This window comes from Streptomyces sp. 3N207 (assembly GCF_052246355.1).
In the GTDB taxonomy this organism is placed as follows: Bacteria; Actinomycetota; Actinomycetes; order Streptomycetales; family Streptomycetaceae; genus Streptomyces.
Map to the genome: position 1 here is coordinate 305,086 of NZ_JBQQBV010000002.1, position 19,413 is coordinate 324,498.

Annotated in this window: 15 protein-coding genes; 11 read left to right on the plus strand and 4 right to left on the minus strand. The window is 71.6% G+C overall.

The features are described from left to right. Positions 1–803: 803 nt before the first annotated feature. Entirely contained in the window at positions 804–2,084 is a 1,281-nt protein-coding gene (locus ACTWP9_RS04165) for a polyprenyl synthetase family protein (protein ID WP_443244569.1), read from the plus strand. Between the two features lie 314 nt (positions 2,085–2,398). Next, positions 2,399–3,718 (plus strand): CapA family protein, encoded by a 1,320-nt coding sequence (locus ACTWP9_RS04170; RefSeq protein WP_443244570.1) that lies wholly within the window; start codon positions 2,399–2,401, stop codon positions 3,716–3,718. Positions 3,719–3,838: 120 nt separating this feature from the next. Here the strand turns inward: ACTWP9_RS04170 and ACTWP9_RS04175 are convergent, their stop codons facing one another. The 4 genes from ACTWP9_RS04175 to ACTWP9_RS04190 form a co-directional block, all read right to left on the minus strand. Continuing rightward, positions 3,839–5,014, minus strand: a complete 1,176-nt coding sequence (locus ACTWP9_RS04175) for a S8 family peptidase (RefSeq protein WP_443244571.1) — start codon at positions 5,012–5,014, stop codon at positions 3,839–3,841. Then, positions 5,011–6,057 carry a hypothetical protein gene (locus ACTWP9_RS04180; protein ID WP_443244572.1) on the minus strand — a complete coding sequence of 349 codons (1,047 nt, stop codon included), beginning with the start codon at positions 6,055–6,057 and terminating at the stop codon, positions 5,011–5,013. Before ACTWP9_RS04180 ends, ACTWP9_RS04175 begins: the two co-directional genes overlap by 4 nt. 301 nt (positions 6,058–6,358) lie before the next feature. Further along, positions 6,359–7,795 carry an APC family permease gene (locus ACTWP9_RS04185; protein ID WP_443244573.1) on the minus strand — a complete coding sequence of 479 codons (1,437 nt, stop codon included), beginning with the start codon at positions 7,793–7,795 and terminating at the stop codon, positions 6,359–6,361. 284 nt (positions 7,796–8,079) lie between these two features. Beyond that, positions 8,080–9,462 (minus strand): GntP family permease, encoded by a 1,383-nt coding sequence (locus tag ACTWP9_RS04190; protein ID WP_443244574.1) that lies wholly within the window; start codon positions 9,460–9,462, stop codon positions 8,080–8,082. A gap of 243 nt (positions 9,463–9,705) precedes the next feature. Between ACTWP9_RS04190 and ACTWP9_RS04195 the strand changes: the two genes are divergently transcribed. From ACTWP9_RS04195 to ACTWP9_RS04235, 9 genes are all read left to right on the plus strand, one after another. After that, complete coding sequence (locus tag ACTWP9_RS04195) at positions 9,706–11,148, plus strand: FAD-binding protein (protein WP_443244575.1); 1,443 nt, start codon at positions 9,706–9,708, stop codon at positions 11,146–11,148. 22 nt (positions 11,149–11,170) lie between these two features. Then, positions 11,171–12,550 (plus strand): MFS transporter, encoded by a 1,380-nt coding sequence (locus ACTWP9_RS04200; RefSeq protein ID WP_443244576.1) that lies wholly within the window; start codon positions 11,171–11,173, stop codon positions 12,548–12,550. Between the two features lie 120 nt (positions 12,551–12,670). Further along, positions 12,671–13,768: a phenazine biosynthesis protein gene (locus ACTWP9_RS04205; protein ID WP_443244577.1), complete on the plus strand. Its 1,098-nt coding sequence runs from the start codon at positions 12,671–12,673 to the stop codon at positions 13,766–13,768. After that, positions 13,768–15,153, plus strand: a complete 1,386-nt coding sequence (locus ACTWP9_RS04210) for an aldehyde dehydrogenase family protein (RefSeq protein WP_443244578.1) — start codon at positions 13,768–13,770, stop codon at positions 15,151–15,153. Before ACTWP9_RS04205 ends, ACTWP9_RS04210 begins: the two co-directional genes overlap by 1 nt. A gap of 26 nt (positions 15,154–15,179) precedes the next feature. Beyond that, the gene (locus ACTWP9_RS04215) at positions 15,180–15,572 is read left to right on the plus strand and encodes a tyrosinase family oxidase copper chaperone (protein ID WP_443244579.1); all 393 of its coding nucleotides are present in this window, start codon (positions 15,180–15,182) and stop codon (positions 15,570–15,572) included. Between the two features lie 2 nt (positions 15,573–15,574). Then, positions 15,575–16,492, plus strand: coding sequence for a tyrosinase family protein (locus ACTWP9_RS04220; RefSeq protein ID WP_443244580.1), 918 nt, complete (start codon positions 15,575–15,577; stop codon positions 16,490–16,492). Between the two features lie 87 nt (positions 16,493–16,579). Then, a complete protein-coding gene (locus ACTWP9_RS04225; protein WP_443244581.1) occupies positions 16,580–17,485 on the plus strand; it encodes an AfsR/SARP family transcriptional regulator in 906 nt (301 codons plus the stop codon). Next, positions 17,470–18,306, plus strand: a complete 837-nt coding sequence (locus tag ACTWP9_RS04230) for a 2-amino-3,7-dideoxy-D-threo-hept-6-ulosonate synthase (protein ID WP_443244582.1) — start codon at positions 17,470–17,472, stop codon at positions 18,304–18,306. Before ACTWP9_RS04225 ends, ACTWP9_RS04230 begins: the two co-directional genes overlap by 16 nt. Further along, a complete protein-coding gene (locus ACTWP9_RS04235; RefSeq protein WP_443244583.1) occupies positions 18,303–19,409 on the plus strand; it encodes a 3-dehydroquinate synthase II family protein in 1,107 nt (368 codons plus the stop codon). Before ACTWP9_RS04230 ends, ACTWP9_RS04235 begins: the two co-directional genes overlap by 4 nt. Positions 19,410–19,413: the final 4 nt, after the last annotated feature.

A 19,413-nucleotide genomic window follows, 5' to 3' on the forward strand; every position in this document is an offset into this window, starting at 1 on the left:
GTCGAACGGCCCCGCATCGAGGCGATGTTGCACGGCTTCGGTGTGTGGCGGGCGATGACGCCGAATCCAGCGAGCCAGCCAATAGGCGGCGATGATCTCGCTTGCTTACGGGCAAGTGGGTCGAGTCGATCGGTTCGGCGTCGAACACGAATCGGGTGCCGACCGGGATTCCTGGCCGAGAGAGGTGTCGTCGACGACCAGCATCTGGGCCACCGAGACGATGAGACCGGCATCTCCTCGGACTTGGCGTCCGGGCTGCCGCAGAGGTCCCGCTGGACTCAACGCTACCTCGCCAGAAGACGCGGGTCCATCCCGGTAGCCGACCCCCGCCCACGGTCGATATCGACAACGAGCGAGCCTTATCGGATCACGCTGCCCGCACCACGCACACCACTGACGCGACTGACGCCCCATCAACTACGTGATTCGTGCCCTTCGTACATACGAGACGTCAGCTGTCCCGCCGATCCCTCCGAGCGCGGGCGCACGGGCTCTCAACTCTCGCCCCTGGCGCCCACACCCGCATCCGGGAGCGGTGCGTATGTGTCCCGGGTTGCACGCCGCGAGCAGCTCACCCCCCGCATTTAACGCGCTGGGCTCCATCCTGCTGCCCCTTGCCCGCGCCGTGCTGCCCCTTGCCGCGCTCTGCCGCCCCCTGCGCCCCCGCGTGCTTCGTACCGGGCCCGCCGAGCGGGAGTCACGGGGCCGGAGGGAGGGAAAGCCGATTACTGAGAGCGCACCATTCCCACACGCTTCGCGCTGCTCTGCGCGCCTGGGCCGGAGGAAGGAGAAGCCGCTCCGGTATGACGACTCACGACCTCTCCGACGTCCCCGCCGCACCCTCCCTGCTGGCGTACGCGCACGAGCGGACAGAACCAGTGCTGAGGGAGGCCGTCGGTGCGCTCCAGCCGGAGCTGCGGCGGGTCTGCGGCTACCACTTCGGCTGGACCCGGCCGGACGGCAGCCCCACCTACGGCGTCACCCCGGGTCCGTATCCGCACGCGGCGCTCGCCCTGCACGCGGCGGGCGCGGGCGAGCCGGAGCGGGACGGCCGGGCGCCGGAGTCCTCCACGGCCGCGGCGCTGCCGGGGGCCGCGGCCGTGGAACTGGTCCACAACTGGGCCGCGTTGCACGACGATGTCATGGACGGCGAAGCGCTCCGCCGGGGGCGCTCAGCCGTGTGGGCGGTCTACGGCACGGGCTGGGCGGTGCTGGCGGGCGACGCGCTGCTCGGCGCGGCCACCCGCTGCCTGCTGCTGCCCGGAGAGCCGGACGGGACGAACGGAGGCGGGCACGGGGCGGAGAGCGCGGGCCCGGACGAACCCCGCACCGGGCCGGACGGTGCGGAGCCGATCGCAGCCACCAGGGACTTCGCGGCGACCGCGACCCAGGATCTGACGGCACCCGGCACACAGGGGTTAGGGGCAGCCGGAGCCGAAGGGCTGGCGGGGGCCATGGCGCCGGGCGGCGCGGCGGCCCGGAAGGAGCGGGCCGCCGTGCTGCGGCTGCTGACCCGTACCACGTCCCGGCTGATCAGCGGCCGCTCCGCCGAACTGGCGCTGCGCCGCCGCGCACCCGAGGGGATCAGCGTGGAGGAGTACGCGGCGGTCGCGGCGGCGCGCACCAGTTCGCTGCTGGAGTGCGCACTGGCGGGCGGGGCACTGCTGGGCGGCGCCGAGGAGCGGGTCGTCGAGGTGCTGACCCGCGCCGGTCACCACCTGGGCATAGCGGTGCAGGCGGCCCGCGACATCGAGGATCTCTGGTCGGGTACGGGGCTGAGCGGACGGCCCGTCATGAGCGGCCTGCGGGAGGGCGGCCCGAGCCTGCCGCTGATCACCGCGCTGCGCGCCGGCAACCCGGCAGCGCGCACCCTCGCCCAGTCGCTGGGCGGCGGCCCGGCCTGCCCGCCGCCCCCGGACGAACTGGCCGATCTCATCGAGAACGCGGGCGGGCGCGCCGCGGCGCACGAGATATCCGCCTGGCAGCTCTCGGAGGCGTACGCCGAGCTGGACAAGGCAGCCCTCCCGCCCGCCTCGAACTCCGCCCTCCGCGCCCTCTTCCGGCACATCGTCACCCGCGCCTGAGTCGGCCCGACACCCGGCCGATCACGATGAAGGCGGCGATCGCGACCAACAGATAGAGCGGCACCAGCAGGGGCGCTGCGGCGTCCTGGTGCACGGTGTGCCAGCCGACGCTGTTGACCAGGCCATCTTCGGCTGCGGCGGGGTGCGGGGGCCTCGTCGGCGGTGCTGATCCGCGGGTACATCGAACGATTGACCGGGTGCATCTTGTGGGCCGTTCGGCCGTAGGTGCGGTGTCGCTGCCGTGGGGCGAAGGCGAGTCATCGTCCAGTGCATTTATCGGACTTATATGACTTACTCGCCACGGAGGAGCTCTGATGAGCACCAGCCACACCGCGCCCGGCCACGCTCCCCACCGCACCCGAAACCGCACCGGCCTGCGCCGTACCGGCCTGCGCCGCACCGGCCCCCGCTGCACCGGCGTCCGCCGCGCCTCGGCAGCGCTCGCACTCGCCGCGCTGCTCGGCGTCGTGGCCGGGTGCGGGGACTCGGACAGCGGCTCGGGCTCCGGCTCGGGCTCCGGCCGGGACGGTGCCCGGGCCGGACACGGCAAGGGGGAGCAGGCCGCGCAGGCCCGAGGGCAGCGCGCCGAGCGGGCCCGGCGCGGGTTCTCGCTGTTCGCCACCGGCGATCTGCTCGTGCACGACTCGATCATCCGGCAGGCACGTGCGGACGCGGGCGGCTCCGGCTACGACTTCGGCCGTATGATCGCCGCCGCCAAGACACCGGCGCAGGCAGCCGACCTGGCGATCTGCCATATGGAGACCATCTACGGCCCCGATGGCGGGCCGTTCACCGGCTACCCGCTCTTCCAGACGCCGCCCCAGCTGGCCCGCTCCGTCAAGGCCGCGGGATACGACTCCTGTTCGACCGGCTCCAATCACACGCTGGACGACAGCGCCGACGGTGTGACCCGCACCCTCAAGGCGATGGACACCGCGGGTCTCAAGCATGTGGGGTCCGCCCGCTCGGCCCGGGAGCGCGGCCGGCCCGCGATGCTGCGTGCGGGCGGCGCCAAGGTCGCGCAGCTCTCCTACACCTACGGCACCAACGGCATCTCCCTCCCCGAGGACAAGCCCTGGCTCGTCAACCTGATTCAGCCCGAACGCATCATCCGGGACGCCCGCGCAGCGCGTCGTGCAGGCGCCGATGTGGTGGTGGCCAGCCTGCACTGGGGCACCGAGTGGCAGGAGAACCCCGACCAGCTCCAGCGCTCCGTCGCCAAGAAGCTGACCGCCTCCCGCTCGCACGGACGGCGGGACATCGACCTGATCCTGGGGACCCACGCCCACATTCCCCAGGCGTACGAGAAGGTCAACGGAACGTGGGTGGTCTACGGGATGGGCGACCAGATCGCCGGCAAGATGAACGACCCGCGCGGCAGCATGGGCACCGCGGCCCGCTTCCACTTCCTCCCCCCGAGGGATGCGAAGCGTGGCAGGGGCGAATGGAGCGTCGACAAGGCGGAGTTCACCCCGTTCATGATGCAGACCTCGCCGCGCCACACCCTGATCAACCTCGCTTCGAAGGCGAGCAGGGGCGCGGGCGACGCGGCGCAGGACGAGGCGTACGCGTCGATCCGGAAGGTGGTCTTCAGCCGGGGCGCGAAGAAGGACGGGCTGCGCATGGCGCCCTGACCTGGGAGGGACCCCGCGCCCCGAAGGGGGCGCGGGGCTGTGTTCATGTGCGGCTCCGCCGCGCGGGCGCGACCAGCCACCACACACCCGCAGCCGCACATTTCGGAAGGGGGCACCCCCTTAGGCGAGGCCGTGGCGGGGCGGCGTGGTGGGGGTGCGGCGACGGCCCATACGGCTGATGACGATGGCGCCGACGACCATCAGCAGCCCGACACCTGCCGCCGAGACGCCGATCGTCAGCAGCGATGTCTCCATCGGCGGGTGCTGGGTGGGCTTGACGTTGGTACGAGAGGCCAGGTGCGGTCTGCCCTTGTACTCGGCCGGAGCCGCCCGGTCGGCGGGCGGTTTGGAGACGGCGCGTACGGCCGCCGCGGCGTTGATCACGCCGTGGCCGACCAGCGGGCTGTAGCCGCCCGGCGGGTGCGCTGCGGTCTTGGTGAGGATGGCGCGGACCTGGGAGGGCTTGAGCTTGTCGTCCTTGCCGAGCATCAGGGCCACCACACCGGAGGTGAGGGCCGCGGCGGGCGAGGTGCCGTTGACGGGCTCATAGCCGCCGGTGTTCTTCGCGCTGACGATGTCGACACCGGGCGCCGCGACGGTGTTGTACGTCCGCACGGTGGAGAACTCCGCCCGGCTGCCGCCCTGCTTGACGGCGGCGACGGCGATCACACCGGGGTAGCCGGCTGGATAGGACGAGTCGTTGAACACATCGCCGTCGTTGCCGGCCGAGGCCACCACCGTCACGCCCTTGTACGCGGCGTGGGCCAGGGCCTTGGTCTCCTCCTCGTTGAAACTGGAGCCGAAGGAGTCACCTCCCAGCGACATGGAGATGACGTCGGCGCCGTGGTTCACCGCGTACTCGATGCCCTGGGCGACGGGGCTGGGCCCGGTCTTCCAGTCGTCGGCGTCGTGCTCCTTCTTGTCGTCGATCACCCGCACCGACAGGATCTCGGCCTTCGGGGCGACCTTGAGCACGTCCGAGGCCATCGCCGTACCGTGGCCGCCCCAGCGCGGATCGCCGGGTTGGAGGCCGTCCTTGAGGAAGTCGGGGCCGGTGGTCACCTTGCCCGCGAGGGCCGGGTGGTCCTTCTCCACGCCGCTGTCCAGGACGGCGACCTTGACGCCCTCGCCCTGGGTGGTGCGCTGCGCGGAGGAGAGGCCGAGGGCCCGGGACTCCCAACTGGTGGGTGTGTCGGCCTGTGCCGGGGTCGCGGTCACCGTGCACAGCAGTGCGCTCAGCCCGGCAGCGGCGATCACTGTGCTGATGCGCCGGCGGTTCATGACGCCCCGGTTCATGACGTCTCCTTGAGCAGCAGGTCGCCGAGATGCAGATTGAGGTCGCCGGCGAGGGAGTGGGCCGCCTCCCGCCAGGGCATGCGGTCCGACTTGGCGTCGAGCTGCGTCCTGCCCCACTCGCCGGGCAGACGGCCCGCCTTGCGGCCGTCGGCGGAGCCGGCGGAGACCGCGACGGCATAGGGGAGGTTCAGGTCGGTGACCTGTATGCCGTCCGAGCCGTTGCGGTCGGCGTTCTTCCAGCCGGCGGCGGCGGTGTCCGGGACCGGGAACGCCTTGACGCCGTGGCTCGCGGTGCGCTTGTCCTTCTCCGCGTCGAAGAAGGTGGTCATCCCGTCCGCGGAATCGTCGACGTCCGGCAGGACGATGAGCGCGACGGTCGCCACCAGGTTGCCCGTCGGATCGATGTACGTGGCGCGGAGCACCGCCTTGCAGCCCCGCTTATCCGCCTCGGCGGCCAGCGCTCCGGTCAGCGCGCCGGCGCAGTCGGTCTTCTCGGATATGCCGAGACGGTGCCACTCGGCGATCTTCGGGTCGTCCGCGCCGGACTGCGAGTTGGTCTTCGGCCCGAGCGTCTTGGGGAAGAGCGTGTCCACCCGCTCGTTGCGCCACATGTCCGGGCCGAAGCCGGAGCGGTTGGGGATGTCCTGGTTGGCGTTGGAGATCGTGTGCGCGGTCAGTGCGCCGCCCGCGAGGAGGGCGAGGCCGCCGACGATGCTGAGGAAGGCGGTGAGGCAGTTGCGGCCGGTGTTCTTCTTCGGCGGCAGCGGCAGCGGCATCCCGCCGCCGGGGAACCCTCCGGGCATTCCCCCGGGCGTCCCGCCGCCGGGGAACCCTCCGGGCGTCCCGCCGGGCGGCATTCCCGGCTGCATGCCGGGTGCGCCCTGCTGTCCGGGCACCCCCTGTGGGTGGAAGCCGCCCTGGTCCGGGGGCATCCCCGGCGGGCCCGGCGGCATTGGCGGGGGCGCCGCTGGGGGTGGGCCGGGGTGCTGCTGACCGAACCCCCCGGCGCTGCCAGGGGGTTCGGGCGGGCTCGGGTAGGTCATGGCTCCCCTCCTCGGTGTTCGGCACGCCGGTGTGCGGGTGCAGAGCAGCGGGGGGAGACGTCTGCGCTCGCTCTGTTTAACGCGCGTGCCCCCGCGTTTGCGTAGGAACACTATCGGCCACGAGTGGCGGCTACGCGATTGGTCCCTCGTCTCGGCTAGGTCACAGATTTGCAGGTCAGCATGTGCGCCGGGGGGGGGGGGTCGGGGGAGGGGGAGCGCCGTCGGGTTGTTGGCGGTGGCCGGGTGCGGGTGCCTCGTGGCTGTTCGCGCAGTTCCCCGCGCCCCTGCGGGGCGCAGCCGGTCAGACGGGTTGGAGGGTGTCTCCGCGGTTGTCCCGGTTGTCCTCTTGGGCGGGGGCGGGGGCGGGGGCCTGCTCGTCCTCGGGGACGGAGATGACCCAGTGCGTCTGCCGGCGCGGGCGCAGATAGAGCGCCCAGTAGGCGGCCGCTGCGAGGACGATGCCGCCGGTGATGGCGAGGCTCTCGGCGCTCTGCTGCCACAGCACCCACAGCAGCACCGCCATCAGCAGCGCGGGGAGCACGGGCCACAGCGGCATACGCCAGGCGGCCCGGTGCTTGTACGCCGCACGGCGCGCCGCGAGGGCGCCGAGCGCGACGAAGACGTACATCCCCGCCACGGCGACCCCGGTGACCTCACTCAGCATGTCGAGGTTCACGAAGCACAGCATCGCGCCGGGTACGCCGACCATCAGCGTGGCCACCCAGGGGGAGCCGAAGCGCTTGCCGAGCCGGGAGAAGGCGCGGTTGACCGGCGCCGGCCAGGCGGAGTCACGGGCCGAGGCGAAGACGACCCGGGAGTTCTGGATGACCATCACGATCGCGGCGTTGATGATCGCCAGCGCGATGCAGAGGCTGATGAACGTCCCGACGGCGGAATTGCTCCACTGCTGCACCATGCCCGCGATGTCGCCGCCGGCCAGGGCGTGCAGATCGGGGGCGCCCAGCGTGATCGCGACGACGGGAACGATCACGACCGCGAACCCGATGGCGAGCGTCCACAGCACGGTGCGGGCGACGGTGCGGCGCGGGTTCTCCATCTCCTCGGCCAGGTATACGGCGGTCGAGAAGCCCTGGAGGATGAACAGCGCGGTGGCGAGCCCGGCAACGATCAGACCGGCCGTGACCGGCGAGGAGTGGCCATGGCCGCTGTCCATGACGGGGTTCACCAGTACGGAGGCGGAGCGCTGGGTGTGGGTGAAGCCCAGGAAGGCGACGATGGCGGCGCCCACCACCTCCAGGGCGAGGAAGACGCCGGTGATCCAGGCGTTGGCCCGCAGGTCCAGCAGGCCCATGGCGGTGGACAGCAGCATCACGGCGGCGGCTGCGAACTGCGGATCGAGGTGTATGAGCGGTTCGAGATAGTCGGCGGTGCCCAGCGCGATGATCGGCGGCACGATCATGACGACGATCAGTGACAGAACGAAGACCAGCCAGCCCGCCAGCCTGCCCATCAGGGTGCCGACCATGGCGTACTCACCGCCCGAGCTCGGGATGAGGGTGCCCAGCTCGGAGTAGGTGAAGGCAACGCCGATACACAGCAGAGCGGCGACGGTGATGGTGAGTGCCGTCCCGGTGCCCAGCGTGCTGAACGAGTCCGGCACGATCACGAACAGTGACGAGGCCGGGGTCAGACAGGACAGGGTGAGCAGCGTGCCGCCCACCACGCCGATGGAGCGGGTGAGCTTGGGCTTGCTGTGCTCTTCGAGGGTGTCGGTCATGCTGTTCCGTTCGTACTGTGCGTACTGGGCGGGGAGGGGTATCGCCTCCGGTGAGACACCGCGTTGCGGTGGGGGGAGTCCGAGTGACGGAAGCACCGTTCCGGTCAGCGCATACAAGCTGTTCAGACGATGCGGAGTCAAGACCCTTCTTTCGACGAAATCCGTGGTCAAAGAGGTGGGCGACTGCTGTTCTTGGGGGTCAATGAGCCCTTGTAGAACGGATTCCGGTCGGGTGAGGAAACCGTAGTCACGATCGCGAGGTTTTCCGTCCTCTCACGGCTCGCTCACACCGCCAGGCTCACCGTCTGGATCAGCAGCAGGGCGATCACGGAGGCGGCCGAGACGCTCATCGTCACCGTCTTCAGCGCTCCGCGCGTCGTCTGCCCGAGCAGGGTCTGCAGGAGCCAGAAGGTGTTGCTGGTGGCGTGGATGGCGAACAGCGAGCCCGCGCCCGCCGCGAGGGCCACCAGCACCGGTTCCACGTGCAGGTCCGGCATCAGCGGGGCGAGAATGCTCGCCGCGGTGATGGCCGCGGTGATGACGGAGCCGATGGCCATGTGCAGGACGGCGGCGATCAGCCAGACCAGTACGAGCGGTGCCCAGGTGCCGGCCGAGACGCAGTCCTCGACCATGTCCCCGAGTCCCACAGCCCCGACCACCGCGGCCAGCGAGCCACCCACCCCCCGCAGCACCAGGATCGGGCCGCTGGTCCGGTAGCCCTCCGCGAACATTTCGCCGACCGTGCCCCGCGGCAGGCGGCGCCGCGCGATCAGTGAGGCACAGATCAGACCCAGGAACAGCCCGGCGATCGGATTGCAGAGGAATCCCACGACGGGCGAACGCCATCCGGCGATCTCGGCGACGGCGCCGGTCGCGATCACGACCAGAGCGAGCAGTAGCGGGGAGAGCGAGAGCAGCAACGGCGTACTCGGCGGCGCCGGGCCCCGCCCCACGTCCGCTTCGTCCGGCGAGCCGGTCTCCGCGGGGGGCTCACCCGGCGAGCCGGTCTCCGCGGGCGGCTCCGGGCTTTCGTCCCGCTCCGGGTCCCAGAAGCCCCGCTTGACCAGTGCGCTGAACAGCAGCAGCGTCAGCACGATCGTCACGGCAGCCACCGGCAGGCCGTACAGCAGCATGACTCCCAGCGGGATGTCCAGCAGTCCGGCCAGCGCCATGGTGCCGATGCCCGGCACCGACAGCGCGACTCCCACCTCCAGGCCCAGGGCCAGCGCCGCAGCCATCCGCGGCACGCCGCCGGGCCCGATACGGGCGCCCAGGGACCGGGCCAGCGGCGCGGACACCACCAACAGCACATCCGTGAAGATGAACTGCAGGACCGTGCCCATCAGGAGGGCGAAGGCGTACGGCAGCAGCTTCGGGCCGAGCAGGCGCAACAGGAGCTTCATCAGCTTCTCGATGGCACCGAGCGCCGAGAGCAGCGTGCCCAGCAGGACGCCGAACACGATGAGCAGCCCCACCTTGGCCATCAGGTCGCCGAAGCCCTTGTTGACGATCTCCAGGGTGTGTTCGGCTCCGAGGCCGCAGACGATGCCGAGGTAGATGGCGCTGAGTACCAGCGCAAGCGCGGGGTTGACCTTGCCCTTGAGGATGAGCAGGACCACCGCGGTGATGGTGATGGCCGTATGCACCAGAGGTGCCGCGTCTCCCATCGAGGTTTCTCCTGTCCGGTATGCGGAAGTGTGTCCAAATCCGTTCCGGACCCGTTCGTTGGCAGCCGGGACTCGTCAACGCGGCACGTCGCGAGCGGAATCCGTTTCCACGCTCCTGCATGCCCACCGGCGCCAGGCATGTGCCGCTGTTCTAGGCCGACCCCCTCAGATGAGGGATGTGACGCTCCGTGAAGCTCCCGCAGGATGTCGGCGTTCACCTCGACCCATGCCGCAGGAGGCCCTGTGACGTCCACTTGGGAGCACCGCATCCCGCAGGCACCACCGCCCGAAGCCGTCGGGCGGCTCGTCGAGCAGACGCGCGGACAGGTGCTGCTGCCGCGGGACGCCGCCTATGAAACCGAACTCGCGGGCTACAACCGGATTTCCGGACACCGGCCGACACTGATCGTCGTCGCGCTGTGCGACGCACACGTCCGCGCCGCCGTGGACTTCGCACGAACCTGGGAGCTGCCGGTCGGAGTGCAGGCCACCGGCCACGGCCCGGCCGCCTCCTCCGCGGGCGGCCTGCTGCTGAGCACCCGGCACCTGCGCTCCGTCACCGTCGACCCCGCCACCAGGACCGCGCGGGCCGCGGCCGGCGCACAGTGGCACCAGGTCATCACCCTGGCGGCGCACCACGGGCTGGCGCCGCTCAACGGCTCGTCCCCCACGGCGGGCGTGGTCGGCTACACACTGGGCGGCGGGCTCGGGCTGCTGGCGCGCAAGTACGGCTACGCGGCCGACCATGTCACCCGTATCGAGGTGGTGACCGCCGACGGGATGCCGCGGGTGGCGAGCCCGGCGGAGAACCCGGGGCTGTTCTGGGCGCTGCGCGGCGGCAAGGGCAACTTCGGCGTGGTCACGGCGCTGGAGTTCGGCCTCGTGCCCGTGTCGCGGCTGTACGGCGGCGGTCTCTTCTACCCAGGTGAGCAGGCGGGCCGGGCGCTGCGGGTGTGGCGGAAGTGGACCGACCAGGTGCCCGAGGAGATGACCTCATCGCTCGCCCTGCTGCGGCTGCCCGATCTGCCGGAGACCCCCGAACCGCTGCGCGGCCGGCTCGCCGTCCATGTGCGCGTCGCCCACGCGGGACCGCCCGAGGAGGGGGAACGGCTGGTGGAGCCGCTGCGCGCGCTGCACCCGATGCTGGACACCGTCGGGGACATGCCCTACACCGCCGTCGGCGACATCCATATGGACCCCGACGGGCCGCAGGAGTACCACCAGAACTCCCTCATGCTCGCCGACCTCGGCGACGACGCGCTCGCACGCCTCCTCGCCCTCGCCGGTGAGAGCGCCGACTGCGCCGACTACGTGATCGAGCTGCGGCACCTGGGCGGCGCGGCGGGCCGGGCCCCCGCACAGCCGAACGCCGTCGGACACCGCGAAGCACGGTTCGCGCTCACCACCATCTCGCCGCCGACGGCACCCGGCACCACCCCGGCCGCCCCGCTCGTGGACGCGCTCGCGCCCTGGGGCACCGGACTGAAGTACGTCAACTTCCTTGCCGGGCCCGGGACGGCCGACTCCGCCGGGACGGCGTACGACCGCGAGACCTACGCCCGGCTCGGACAGCTCAAAGCCACCTGGGATCCGGAGAACCTCTTCCGGCTCAACCACAACATCCCGCCGGCGCCGGGCCGTGCCGTCGATGATTCGCACGCTCCGGCCACCACCGAGCGACCCTGACCACTCAGCAGAGGACTCAGCGATGACGACCAACTCCTCGGCCCCGGGCCAGGCAATGCCTGCCACCGGTGCCGGCCCGCTCAGCGCCCGGTCCGCCGGCGTCCGGCTGGGAGCGCTCTTCGGCCCCGCCATCTTCGGCGTCACCGCCGCGGGCGTCGCCCTCCCCGACGTCGCGGCCGCGCTGCACGCCACCCCCGGCGGAGCCGCCTGGGTGCTGACCGCGCACGCCCTCGCGCTCGGCGTGGGCACCGCGCTGTCCGGACGGCTCTCCGACACCTGGGGCATCCGCACCACACTGCTCGCCGGCACCGTCGCGCTGCTGCTGGGCGCGGTGATCTGTCTGACGGCACCCAATCTGGGCACCCTGGTCGCCGGGCGGTTCGTACTGGCGGCCGGTTCCGGCGCGATGTCCTCCAGCGCGCTGGCCCTCGCCGCCGGCTCCGAACCCGCTTCGCGACCGAGGATTCTGGCGATCTTCGGCGCGACCATGGCGCTGTTCTCCGCCGGTGCCACTCTCGCCGGCGGGCTCGTCACCGAATGGCTGCACTGGCGGGGCGCGTTGATCCTGCCCGCGCTCTCGGTACTCGCCGTCCCCTTCTGTCTGCGGCAGGCGGCAACACGCCCGGGCACCGGCAAGGCACCCGATCTGACCGGCGCCGCGCTGCTGACCGTGACCGCCGCCTCCTTCCTGCTCCTCGTCCAGTCCTCGGCACTGGAGCTCGGCGCCATGCTCACCGTGGGCATCGCCGCGCTGCTGGTGCTCGGCGCCGTCGGACTCGTCCTGCGTATCGCCCGTGAGCCCGACGGGTTCGTGCCCCGTGAACTGGCCACCAACGGCGCCTTCCTGCGCGCGGCGGTGGTCGGAGCCGGGGTCTACGCCGGGCTGTTCGGCGCCATGTACGCGGTACCGCAGGCGCTGGTCGGCTCGCATGGCTGGAGCGTGCTGGCGGTCGGTCTGTGGCTGCTGCCGGGAGCCGTCGTCGGCGCCGTACTCTCCCGCTTCGCCAGCCGGTTCACCACCGGCAGCCGCGGCAACGTACTGCTGGCGGGCACGGCGACGGCGGCAGCCGTGGTGCTCGGCCTGACCGGCCTCACCTCCGGCGGACCGGCCCTGATCGTGACCGGTGCCTCGCTCGGCTTCGCCTCCTTCGCTGTCACCCAGGTGGTCACCACGGGCCTGCTGTCCGGGCTGATCGAGCCGATGCGGCGCGGCGGTGCGATCGCGCTGCTCAACCTCACCTTCTTCGTCGGCGGCGGCGTCGGCTCGGCGGTCGCGGGAGCCCTCGCCAAGAACTATGCGCTCACCACCGTGCTCGGCCTCATCGCCCTGCTGCCGCTGCTCGGCGCGCTGGTCGCACTCACGCTTCCGCGCCCTGCGGCACCGCCGGGGCCCGCGCGGTAGCTGGTCCGGCGGATCTTGCGGCGCCCCTCCGCGCGTGCGCAGCGATAGCCGGACGAAAACCTGCGGATAGGCGCCCCGCGCACTCTGATCGGCACAGCGGCACACCGGGAGGTTCCCAGCATGAACGCGGTCTCGGCGGCGGATGTCGCCGGCACAGCCGGCACCGATCAGCACCGCACCGACTTCGACGACCGGGTGCGTACGCTCCTCGCCCGGCACTTCGATCCGGACACCGGTTCCCCGTTCTGGCTCGGCAAACGGGCGGGACTGGGCTTCGACCCCGTTGCCGACATCCGCTCAGCAGCGGACCTGGTGCGCTTCCCCGACGTCAGCGCCGAGTTGCGCACCGTGCCCGTACGAGACCTCGTGCCGCGGGGCCTGGCCGGGCGCGAGTTCCGGGTGCACGAGTCGGGCGGCACCACCGGCGCACCCGCCCGGATCGTGGCGGGGGAGGGGCGGCTGCCCATGCTGCGCTGGGCCCGCGAGCGGCTGCTGGCGGCGGGGCTGCCCCCGGCAGGGGACTGGCTCTGTCTGGCGCCCAGCGGTCCGCACGTCGTGGGCGCCGACGTACTGCGGCACGCGGCCATGGGAGGCGGCCTGTGCCACACCGTCGACCTGGACCCGCGCTGGGTCAAACGCGCCGTGGCGCAGGGCCGCAAGGACCTCGCCGAGGAGTACGTCCAGCATCTGCTGGACCAGGCGGAGAACGTGCTGGCCTCCCAGCACATCGAGGTGCTGAGCAGCACACCGCCGCTGCTGGAGAGCCTGTGCGGGCGCCCCGCGCTGCTGGAGCGGGTACAGCGTCAGGTGCGCGCCATCATCTGGAGCGGCACCTCGGCCTCGGCCGAGACGCTGCGCCAGCTGGACGAGGTCTTCTTCCCCGAGGCGCGGCTCATCGGCGTCTACGGCAACACCCTGATGGGACTTGCGCCGCAGCGCCCGCCCGCGCCCGGGGACAGCCACGCCTGTGTCTTCGAGACGCACCCGCACACCACCCTCGTCCAGCCCGTCGACGAGTCCGGTGCGGTGGTGCCGTACGGACAACGGGGCAGGGTGCGGCTGCATCTGGTCAGCGAGGAGATGCTGCTGCCCAACGTGCTGGAGCGGGACACCGCCGTACGCGTGCCGCCGGCGCCCGGTGGCGGACAGGACGGGCTGGCCGACCTGGCTCCCTACCGCGCGGCCGACGGACAGGACCTCATCGAAGGGGTCTACTGATGGCGGCACACGCGCGCCCCGCTCCCGACCCACTCCCCGCCTTGGACCCGCTGATCGACGGCAGGCCGCAGCCCAGCGCCGACCGCACCGAGTTGAGCGGGGTGCACGGCCAGCCGCTGGCCGATGTGGGGCTTGCCCCGCGGCTGATGGCGCAGGGCGCCGTGCACACGGTGCGCGCCGCCGCAGGTGGCCCTGCACCCGATCCAGCGCTCTTCGCCCGCGCGGCCAAGTTGCTCACCGAGGAGCAGCTCGCCGGGGAGACGCCGCAACGGTACGTCGGGCGAGTGGCGCTCAGCACCGGCCTCGCCTCCTGCGCGGTACGCCGGTCGCTGGCCGAACTGGCCGCAGAGCTGGCCGAGTTGCCGCAGGTCACCGCCGCTGAGCTGCCCTCGGGCGAACTGGGCGAGGGCCTGCGCACCCGCTGGGTGCCCCGGGGCCGGGTCTTCGCCGCAGTGATGGCCAGCAACCACCCCTCGCCGCACGGCGCCTGGGCACAGGCACTCTTCCACGGCTACGGGGTGCTCGTACGGCCCGGCAGCCGGGACCCGTGGACGCCGGCGCGGCTGGCCGCGGCCCTGCTGGCCGCCGGGCTGCCCGCCGGACGGCTGGCGGTGCTGCCCAGCGAGCACCCGGTGGGCGAATTCCTGCTGGAGGCGGCCGATGTGGGCATCGTCTACGGCGGGGAGAGTGCCGTGGGCCGGTGGCGCGGCCGGGACTCCGTGGCCGTCCGTGGCCCCGGCCGGGCCAAGGCGCTGCTGGACACCCCGCTCACCGACGAGGTGCTCGACCACCTCGTGCACGCCGTGTCCTTCGACGGTGGTACGCGCTGCACCAATCTGTCCGTGCTGCTGGTCAACGGGCCGCCGGCGGAGACAGCCGACCGTATTGCCGAGCGGCTCAGCCGCATCCCGGCGCTGCCCGTGACCGATCCCGAAGCCGTGCTTCCCGCCGTCGGCGGCGAACGTGCCGGGCAACTCACCCGGCAGGTGGCGCGGTTGGCGGAGGGGCTGGAGGACCACAGCGCGCGCTTCGACCCCCGTCCGGTCGCGGTGCGGCTGCCGGACGGTTCGTACTGTCCCCGGCCGGTCGTGCTGTCCGCACCGCGGCACGACCACCCGGCCGTCGGCACCGAACTGCCCTTCCCGTTCGTGATCGTGGCGCCCTGGGAGCCGCGGGACGGGACGGCGCCGCTGCGGGATTCGCTGGCCCTCAACCTGTTGACCGCGCGGACCGGCCTGGTCACCGACGCGGTCGCCGAGCCCACGGTCCGCAAGGTGACCACGGGCGCCGTACCGCCCTGGCACACCGCCCCGGGCATTCCGCACGACGGCAGCTTCACCGGGTTCCTGCTGGAGCCCAAAGGCGTCGTCGGCGACCTGCCCTGACCTTCGAAGTCCGAACGGGGAAGAAGATGAGACGACGCGAGATGGTGAAGGCCACGACGGGCCTCGGGACGGCGATGGCGCTGTCCGGGGCCGCGGGCTGGGTGATGGTCTCGGCCGAGGAAGCGCCCGGCAAGGCGGCCGCCGACACCGAGGCAGCCGCAGCGCCCGTACACACCGAGACCTACCGGGGCCGGAACATCGAGATCAGCGGCCAGAAGGGCGCACAGACGGTCCGTATCGACGGCCGTGAACTTCATCTGATGAAGCTCGGCGACGACGCCTACCTCAGCGCGATGTGCCACTACGGGCCGGCCACCAGCCCGCTGGCCGCGGCGCGCCGGGCGGTCGAAGAACTGTGCGGGGCACAGCTGTTGCCCCTCGAACACGGCGCGGGCCACTCAGGCCACCGGGGGGCGTAGGCGTGACATACGTACGCAGGAACCATCTGGATCTCTCGCGCGAGGAGAAGCGCCGCTTCGTCGCCGCCGTCAAGGAGATCAAGCGCCGCGGCTACTACGACGAACTCGTGCGCATCCACATCCGGATCAACTCCACCGACTACATCGACAAGGACACCGGTAAGCGGCTCGGGCACATCAACCCGGGGTTCTTCCCCTGGCACCGCCAGTATCTGCTGCTCTTCGAGCGGGCGCTGCGCCGCGTCGATCCCCGGGTCACCCTGCCGTACTGGGACTGGACCACCGACCACGGCGCCGACTCGCCGCTGTGGGACGAGGAGTTCATGGGCGGCGACGGCCGCGCGGGCGACCGGCGGGTGATGACGGGGCCGTTCGCGCGGGACAACGGCTGGGTGCTGCGCAACAGCGTGGTCCCGGTGGGGGACGAACACCCCTCACTCAACGGCCACTACACCCAGGACGACCGCGACTTCCTGGTCCGGGAGCTGGGCAGCCTCATCCCCGAGCTGCCCACGCCCAAGGAACTTGCGGACACCATGGCGCTGACCGTCTACGACTGCCCGCCGTGGAACTACACCTCCGGCTCCGAGGCGCCCTACGAGAGCTTCCGCAACCACCTGGAGGGATACGCGAAGTTCCCGTGGGAGGCCCACCTGGGGAAGCTGCACGGCGCCGGGCACACCTGGATCGGCGGCCACATGCTCTACATCGGCTCGCCCAACGACCCCGTCTTCTTCCTGCACCACTGCTTCATCGACAAGATCTGGGCCGACTGGATGCGGCTCCACCCCGACGTGCCGCACTATCTGCCCAGCGACGACACGGCTGACGTCCCATCGCTGCGCATGAAGTTGCCGCCGTGGCGCACCATGTCCCCGGCGGACCTCCTGGACCACACGCGGTTCTATCGCTACACGTGACCGGAGGCCGCCGTATCCCGGATGTACGTGATGTGTCCCCAGGGCTCCAGCCGCAAGGCTGGAGCCCTACGCCGATGGGGAGGGCACATGGGGGACACGCAGTACCGGGTGCTGGGGCCGCTGGAGGTCGAACACGCGGGCCGGGCCGTGCGGGTGGGCGGGCTACGGCAGCGGATCCTGCTGACGCTGCTCGTCCTGGAGGCCGGCCGGCCGGTGCCGGTCAACCGGCTGATCGACGGCATCTGGGGCGAGCGGCCACCCGCCTCGGCCAAGGGCCAGGTGTGGATCTGCGTCTCGAACCTGCGCGGCAGGCTCGCCGAAGCCGGTGCGGGCGAGGTCGTCGAGACGCACCCGGCCGGATACGCCTTGCGGGCCGGCCGCGGCGAGGTGGATCTGCTGCGCTTCCGCGAACTGGCCGCCCGCGGCCGGAACGCGGCGCGCGACGGCCATGCGGAGGAGGCCGTACGGCTGCTGCGCGCCGCCGAAGCGGAGTGGCGCGGCCCGCTCGGCGCGGGGCTGGACAGCGCGCTGGTCGCCGGGTCCGCCGCGCGGCTGGGGGAGGAGCGGGTCGCTGCCGCCGAGGAACGCTTCGACCTGGAGCTGGATCTGGGCAGGCACCACAGCGTCGTCGGTGAGCTGATGAGCCATGTGGCCGACCACCCGTTCCGGGAGCGGCTGTGCGCCCAGTTGATGCTGGCGCTCTACCAGTCGGGCCGGCGTGCCGACGCGTTGCGGGTCTACCGCGAGCTGCGGCTGCGCTACACCGACGAGCTCGGTCTCGACCCCGGCGAGCAGCTGCGTGCCCTCGAAGGCGCCATCCTCCGCGAACGGGTGGTACGCACCGTATCCGCCGAAGGCGCCGGAAATGCGATAGGTGCCCGAAAGTACGGCGATAGACCGTACGGCCACGCTCACGGCATATCGCTTCCCGTCCTGAAGCAGGAGAAGCCGCTTCCCGTTCTCGAGCAGGAGAAGGAATGGCAACGGAACTGAACACGCCGTTCGGCCGCAGGCTGCGGCTACGGCGGCTGTACGGAGGTGACTCCGGGCGGCTGCTGATCGTGCCGCTGGACCACTCCGTGACCGACGGACCCGTCACCGGCGGCAACCGCCTCGACGACCTCGTCGGTGAGCTGGCCGCGAGCCAGGTCGACGCGGTGGTGCTGCACAAGGGCAGCCTGCGCGCCGTCCGCCCGGGGGTCTTCCGCGACACCTCGCTGATCGTCCATCTGAGCGCCAGCACGGTGCACGCCGCCGACCCGAACGCCAAGTACCTGGTGGCCACGGTGGAGGAGAGCGTGCGGCTGGGCGCCGACGCGGTGAGCGTCCATGTGAACCTCGGCGCGATCGAGGAGCGCCAGCAGATCTCGGACATGGCCGCCGTCGCCGAGGCGTGCGACCGCTGGAACGTGCCGCTGCTGGCGATGATGTACCCGCGCGGCCCCAAGATCCGCAATCCGCGTGACCCGGAGCTGGTCGCACACGCCGTCAGCCTCGCGGCCGACCTCGGCGCCGACCTGGTGAAGACGATGTACGTCGGCTCCGAGGCCGAGATGCGCGATCTGACCCGCGCGGCGCCGCTGCCCGTCGTCGCGGTCGGCGGCCCGCGTGCCGCCGACGACAGCCAGGTCGTGGCCTACGTCGAGGAGGTGCTGCGCGGCGGCGCTGCGGGTGTCGCCATCGGGCGCAACATCTTCCAGGCCCCCGACCCGGGCGCGCTCGCGGCCCGGCTCGCCTCCGTCATCCACGCCGACCGAGCCGATCACGTACCGGTCCGCGCAACCGTTCCCACCCCTGAAGGAGTGCTGTCATGAAGCTGAGCTGGCTGGACATCCGCGGCCTCGGTGAGCTCAAGGAAGCCGTACTGCAAGAAGCCCTGCACTACCGGGTGGAGGGTGTGGTCGCCGACGACCTTGCCGACCTCGCGGAGCTGCCGCCCACGCTCAGCAAGATCTACTTCCCGGGCGGCGGTGCGCTGCCCGAGGAGTTCGGCGAGGCCACCGTCGTCATCGTCGACCCGGCCCGGCACGGCATCACCCCCGCCGAACTCGCCCTCAAGCACCCGCAGATCGAGTTCGGCCGGTTCGTCGAGATCATCGACGCGCCCACCCTGGAAGAGGCGTGCGACGCGGCCAGGAGCGAGCGGTGGAGCGTACTGCTCTTCCGGGACCCGACGAAGATCCCGCTGGAGATCGTGATCGCCGCGGCGGCCCGCTCCACCGGCAGCCTGGTGACGGTCGCCCAGGACGTCGAGGAGGCCGAGATCATCTTCGGGGTCCTGGAACACGGCTCGGACGGTGTGATGATGGCGCCCCGCCGGGTCGGTGACGCCGCGAAGCTGAAGGCCGCCGCACAGGCGGAGGTGCCCGACCTCCAGCTGACCGAGCTGGAGGTGGTGGGCACCGAGCACATCGGCATGGGGGAGCGGGCCTGCGTCGACACCTGCAGCCACTTCCGGGAGGACGAGGGCATCCTGGTCGGCTCGCACTCCAAGGGCATGATCCTGTGCGTCAGCGAGACCCACCCGCTGCCCTACATGCCCACCCGCCCGTTCCGGGTCAACGCCGGAGCCATCCACTCCTACACGCTCTCCAAGGACGAGCGCACCAACTACCTCAGCGAACTCCAGGCGGGCAGCAAGGTGATGGCCGTCGACATCAAGGGCAGCACCCGGATGGTCACCGTCGGCCGCGTCAAGATCGAGTCCCGGCCGCTGATCTCCGTGGACGCGGTGGCACCGGGCGGCCAGCGGGTCAATCTGATCCTCCAGGACGACTGGCACGTCAGGGTGCTCGGCCCCGGCGGCACCGTGCTCAACAGCACCGAGCTCAAGCCCGGCGACCGGGTACTGGGCTATCTGCCCAGCGAGGACCGGCACGTGGGCTACCCCATCGACGAGTTCTGTATCGAGAAGTGATCCC

Coding starts and splice junctions, on each gene's coding strand:
- ACTWP9_RS04230 (WP_443244582.1), top strand. CDS start 17,470: ATGGCAACGGAACTGAACACGCCGTTCGGCCGCAGGCTGCGGCTACGG.
- ACTWP9_RS04235 (WP_443244583.1), top strand. CDS start 18,303: ATGAAGCTGAGCTGGCTGGACATCCGCGGCCTCGGTGAGCTCAAGGAA.
- ACTWP9_RS04170 (WP_443244570.1), top strand. CDS start 2,399: ATGAGCACCAGCCACACCGCGCCCGGCCACGCTCCCCACCGCACCCGA.
- ACTWP9_RS04165 (WP_443244569.1), top strand. CDS start 804: ATGACGACTCACGACCTCTCCGACGTCCCCGCCGCACCCTCCCTGCTG.
- ACTWP9_RS04175 (WP_443244571.1), bottom strand. CDS start 5,014: ATGAACCGGGGCGTCATGAACCGCCGGCGCATCAGCACAGTGATCGCC.
- ACTWP9_RS04200 (WP_443244576.1), top strand. CDS start 11,171: ATGACGACCAACTCCTCGGCCCCGGGCCAGGCAATGCCTGCCACCGGT.
- ACTWP9_RS04215 (WP_443244579.1), top strand. CDS start 15,180: ATGAGACGACGCGAGATGGTGAAGGCCACGACGGGCCTCGGGACGGCG.
- ACTWP9_RS04210 (WP_443244578.1), top strand. CDS start 13,768: ATGGCGGCACACGCGCGCCCCGCTCCCGACCCACTCCCCGCCTTGGAC.
- ACTWP9_RS04190 (WP_443244574.1), bottom strand. CDS start 9,462: ATGGGAGACGCGGCACCTCTGGTGCATACGGCCATCACCATCACCGCG.
- ACTWP9_RS04185 (WP_443244573.1), bottom strand. CDS start 7,795: ATGACCGACACCCTCGAAGAGCACAGCAAGCCCAAGCTCACCCGCTCC.
- ACTWP9_RS04205 (WP_443244577.1), top strand. CDS start 12,671: ATGAACGCGGTCTCGGCGGCGGATGTCGCCGGCACAGCCGGCACCGAT.
- ACTWP9_RS04180 (WP_443244572.1), bottom strand. CDS start 6,057: ATGACCTACCCGAGCCCGCCCGAACCCCCTGGCAGCGCCGGGGGGTTC.
- ACTWP9_RS04225 (WP_443244581.1), top strand. CDS start 16,580: ATGGGGGACACGCAGTACCGGGTGCTGGGGCCGCTGGAGGTCGAACAC.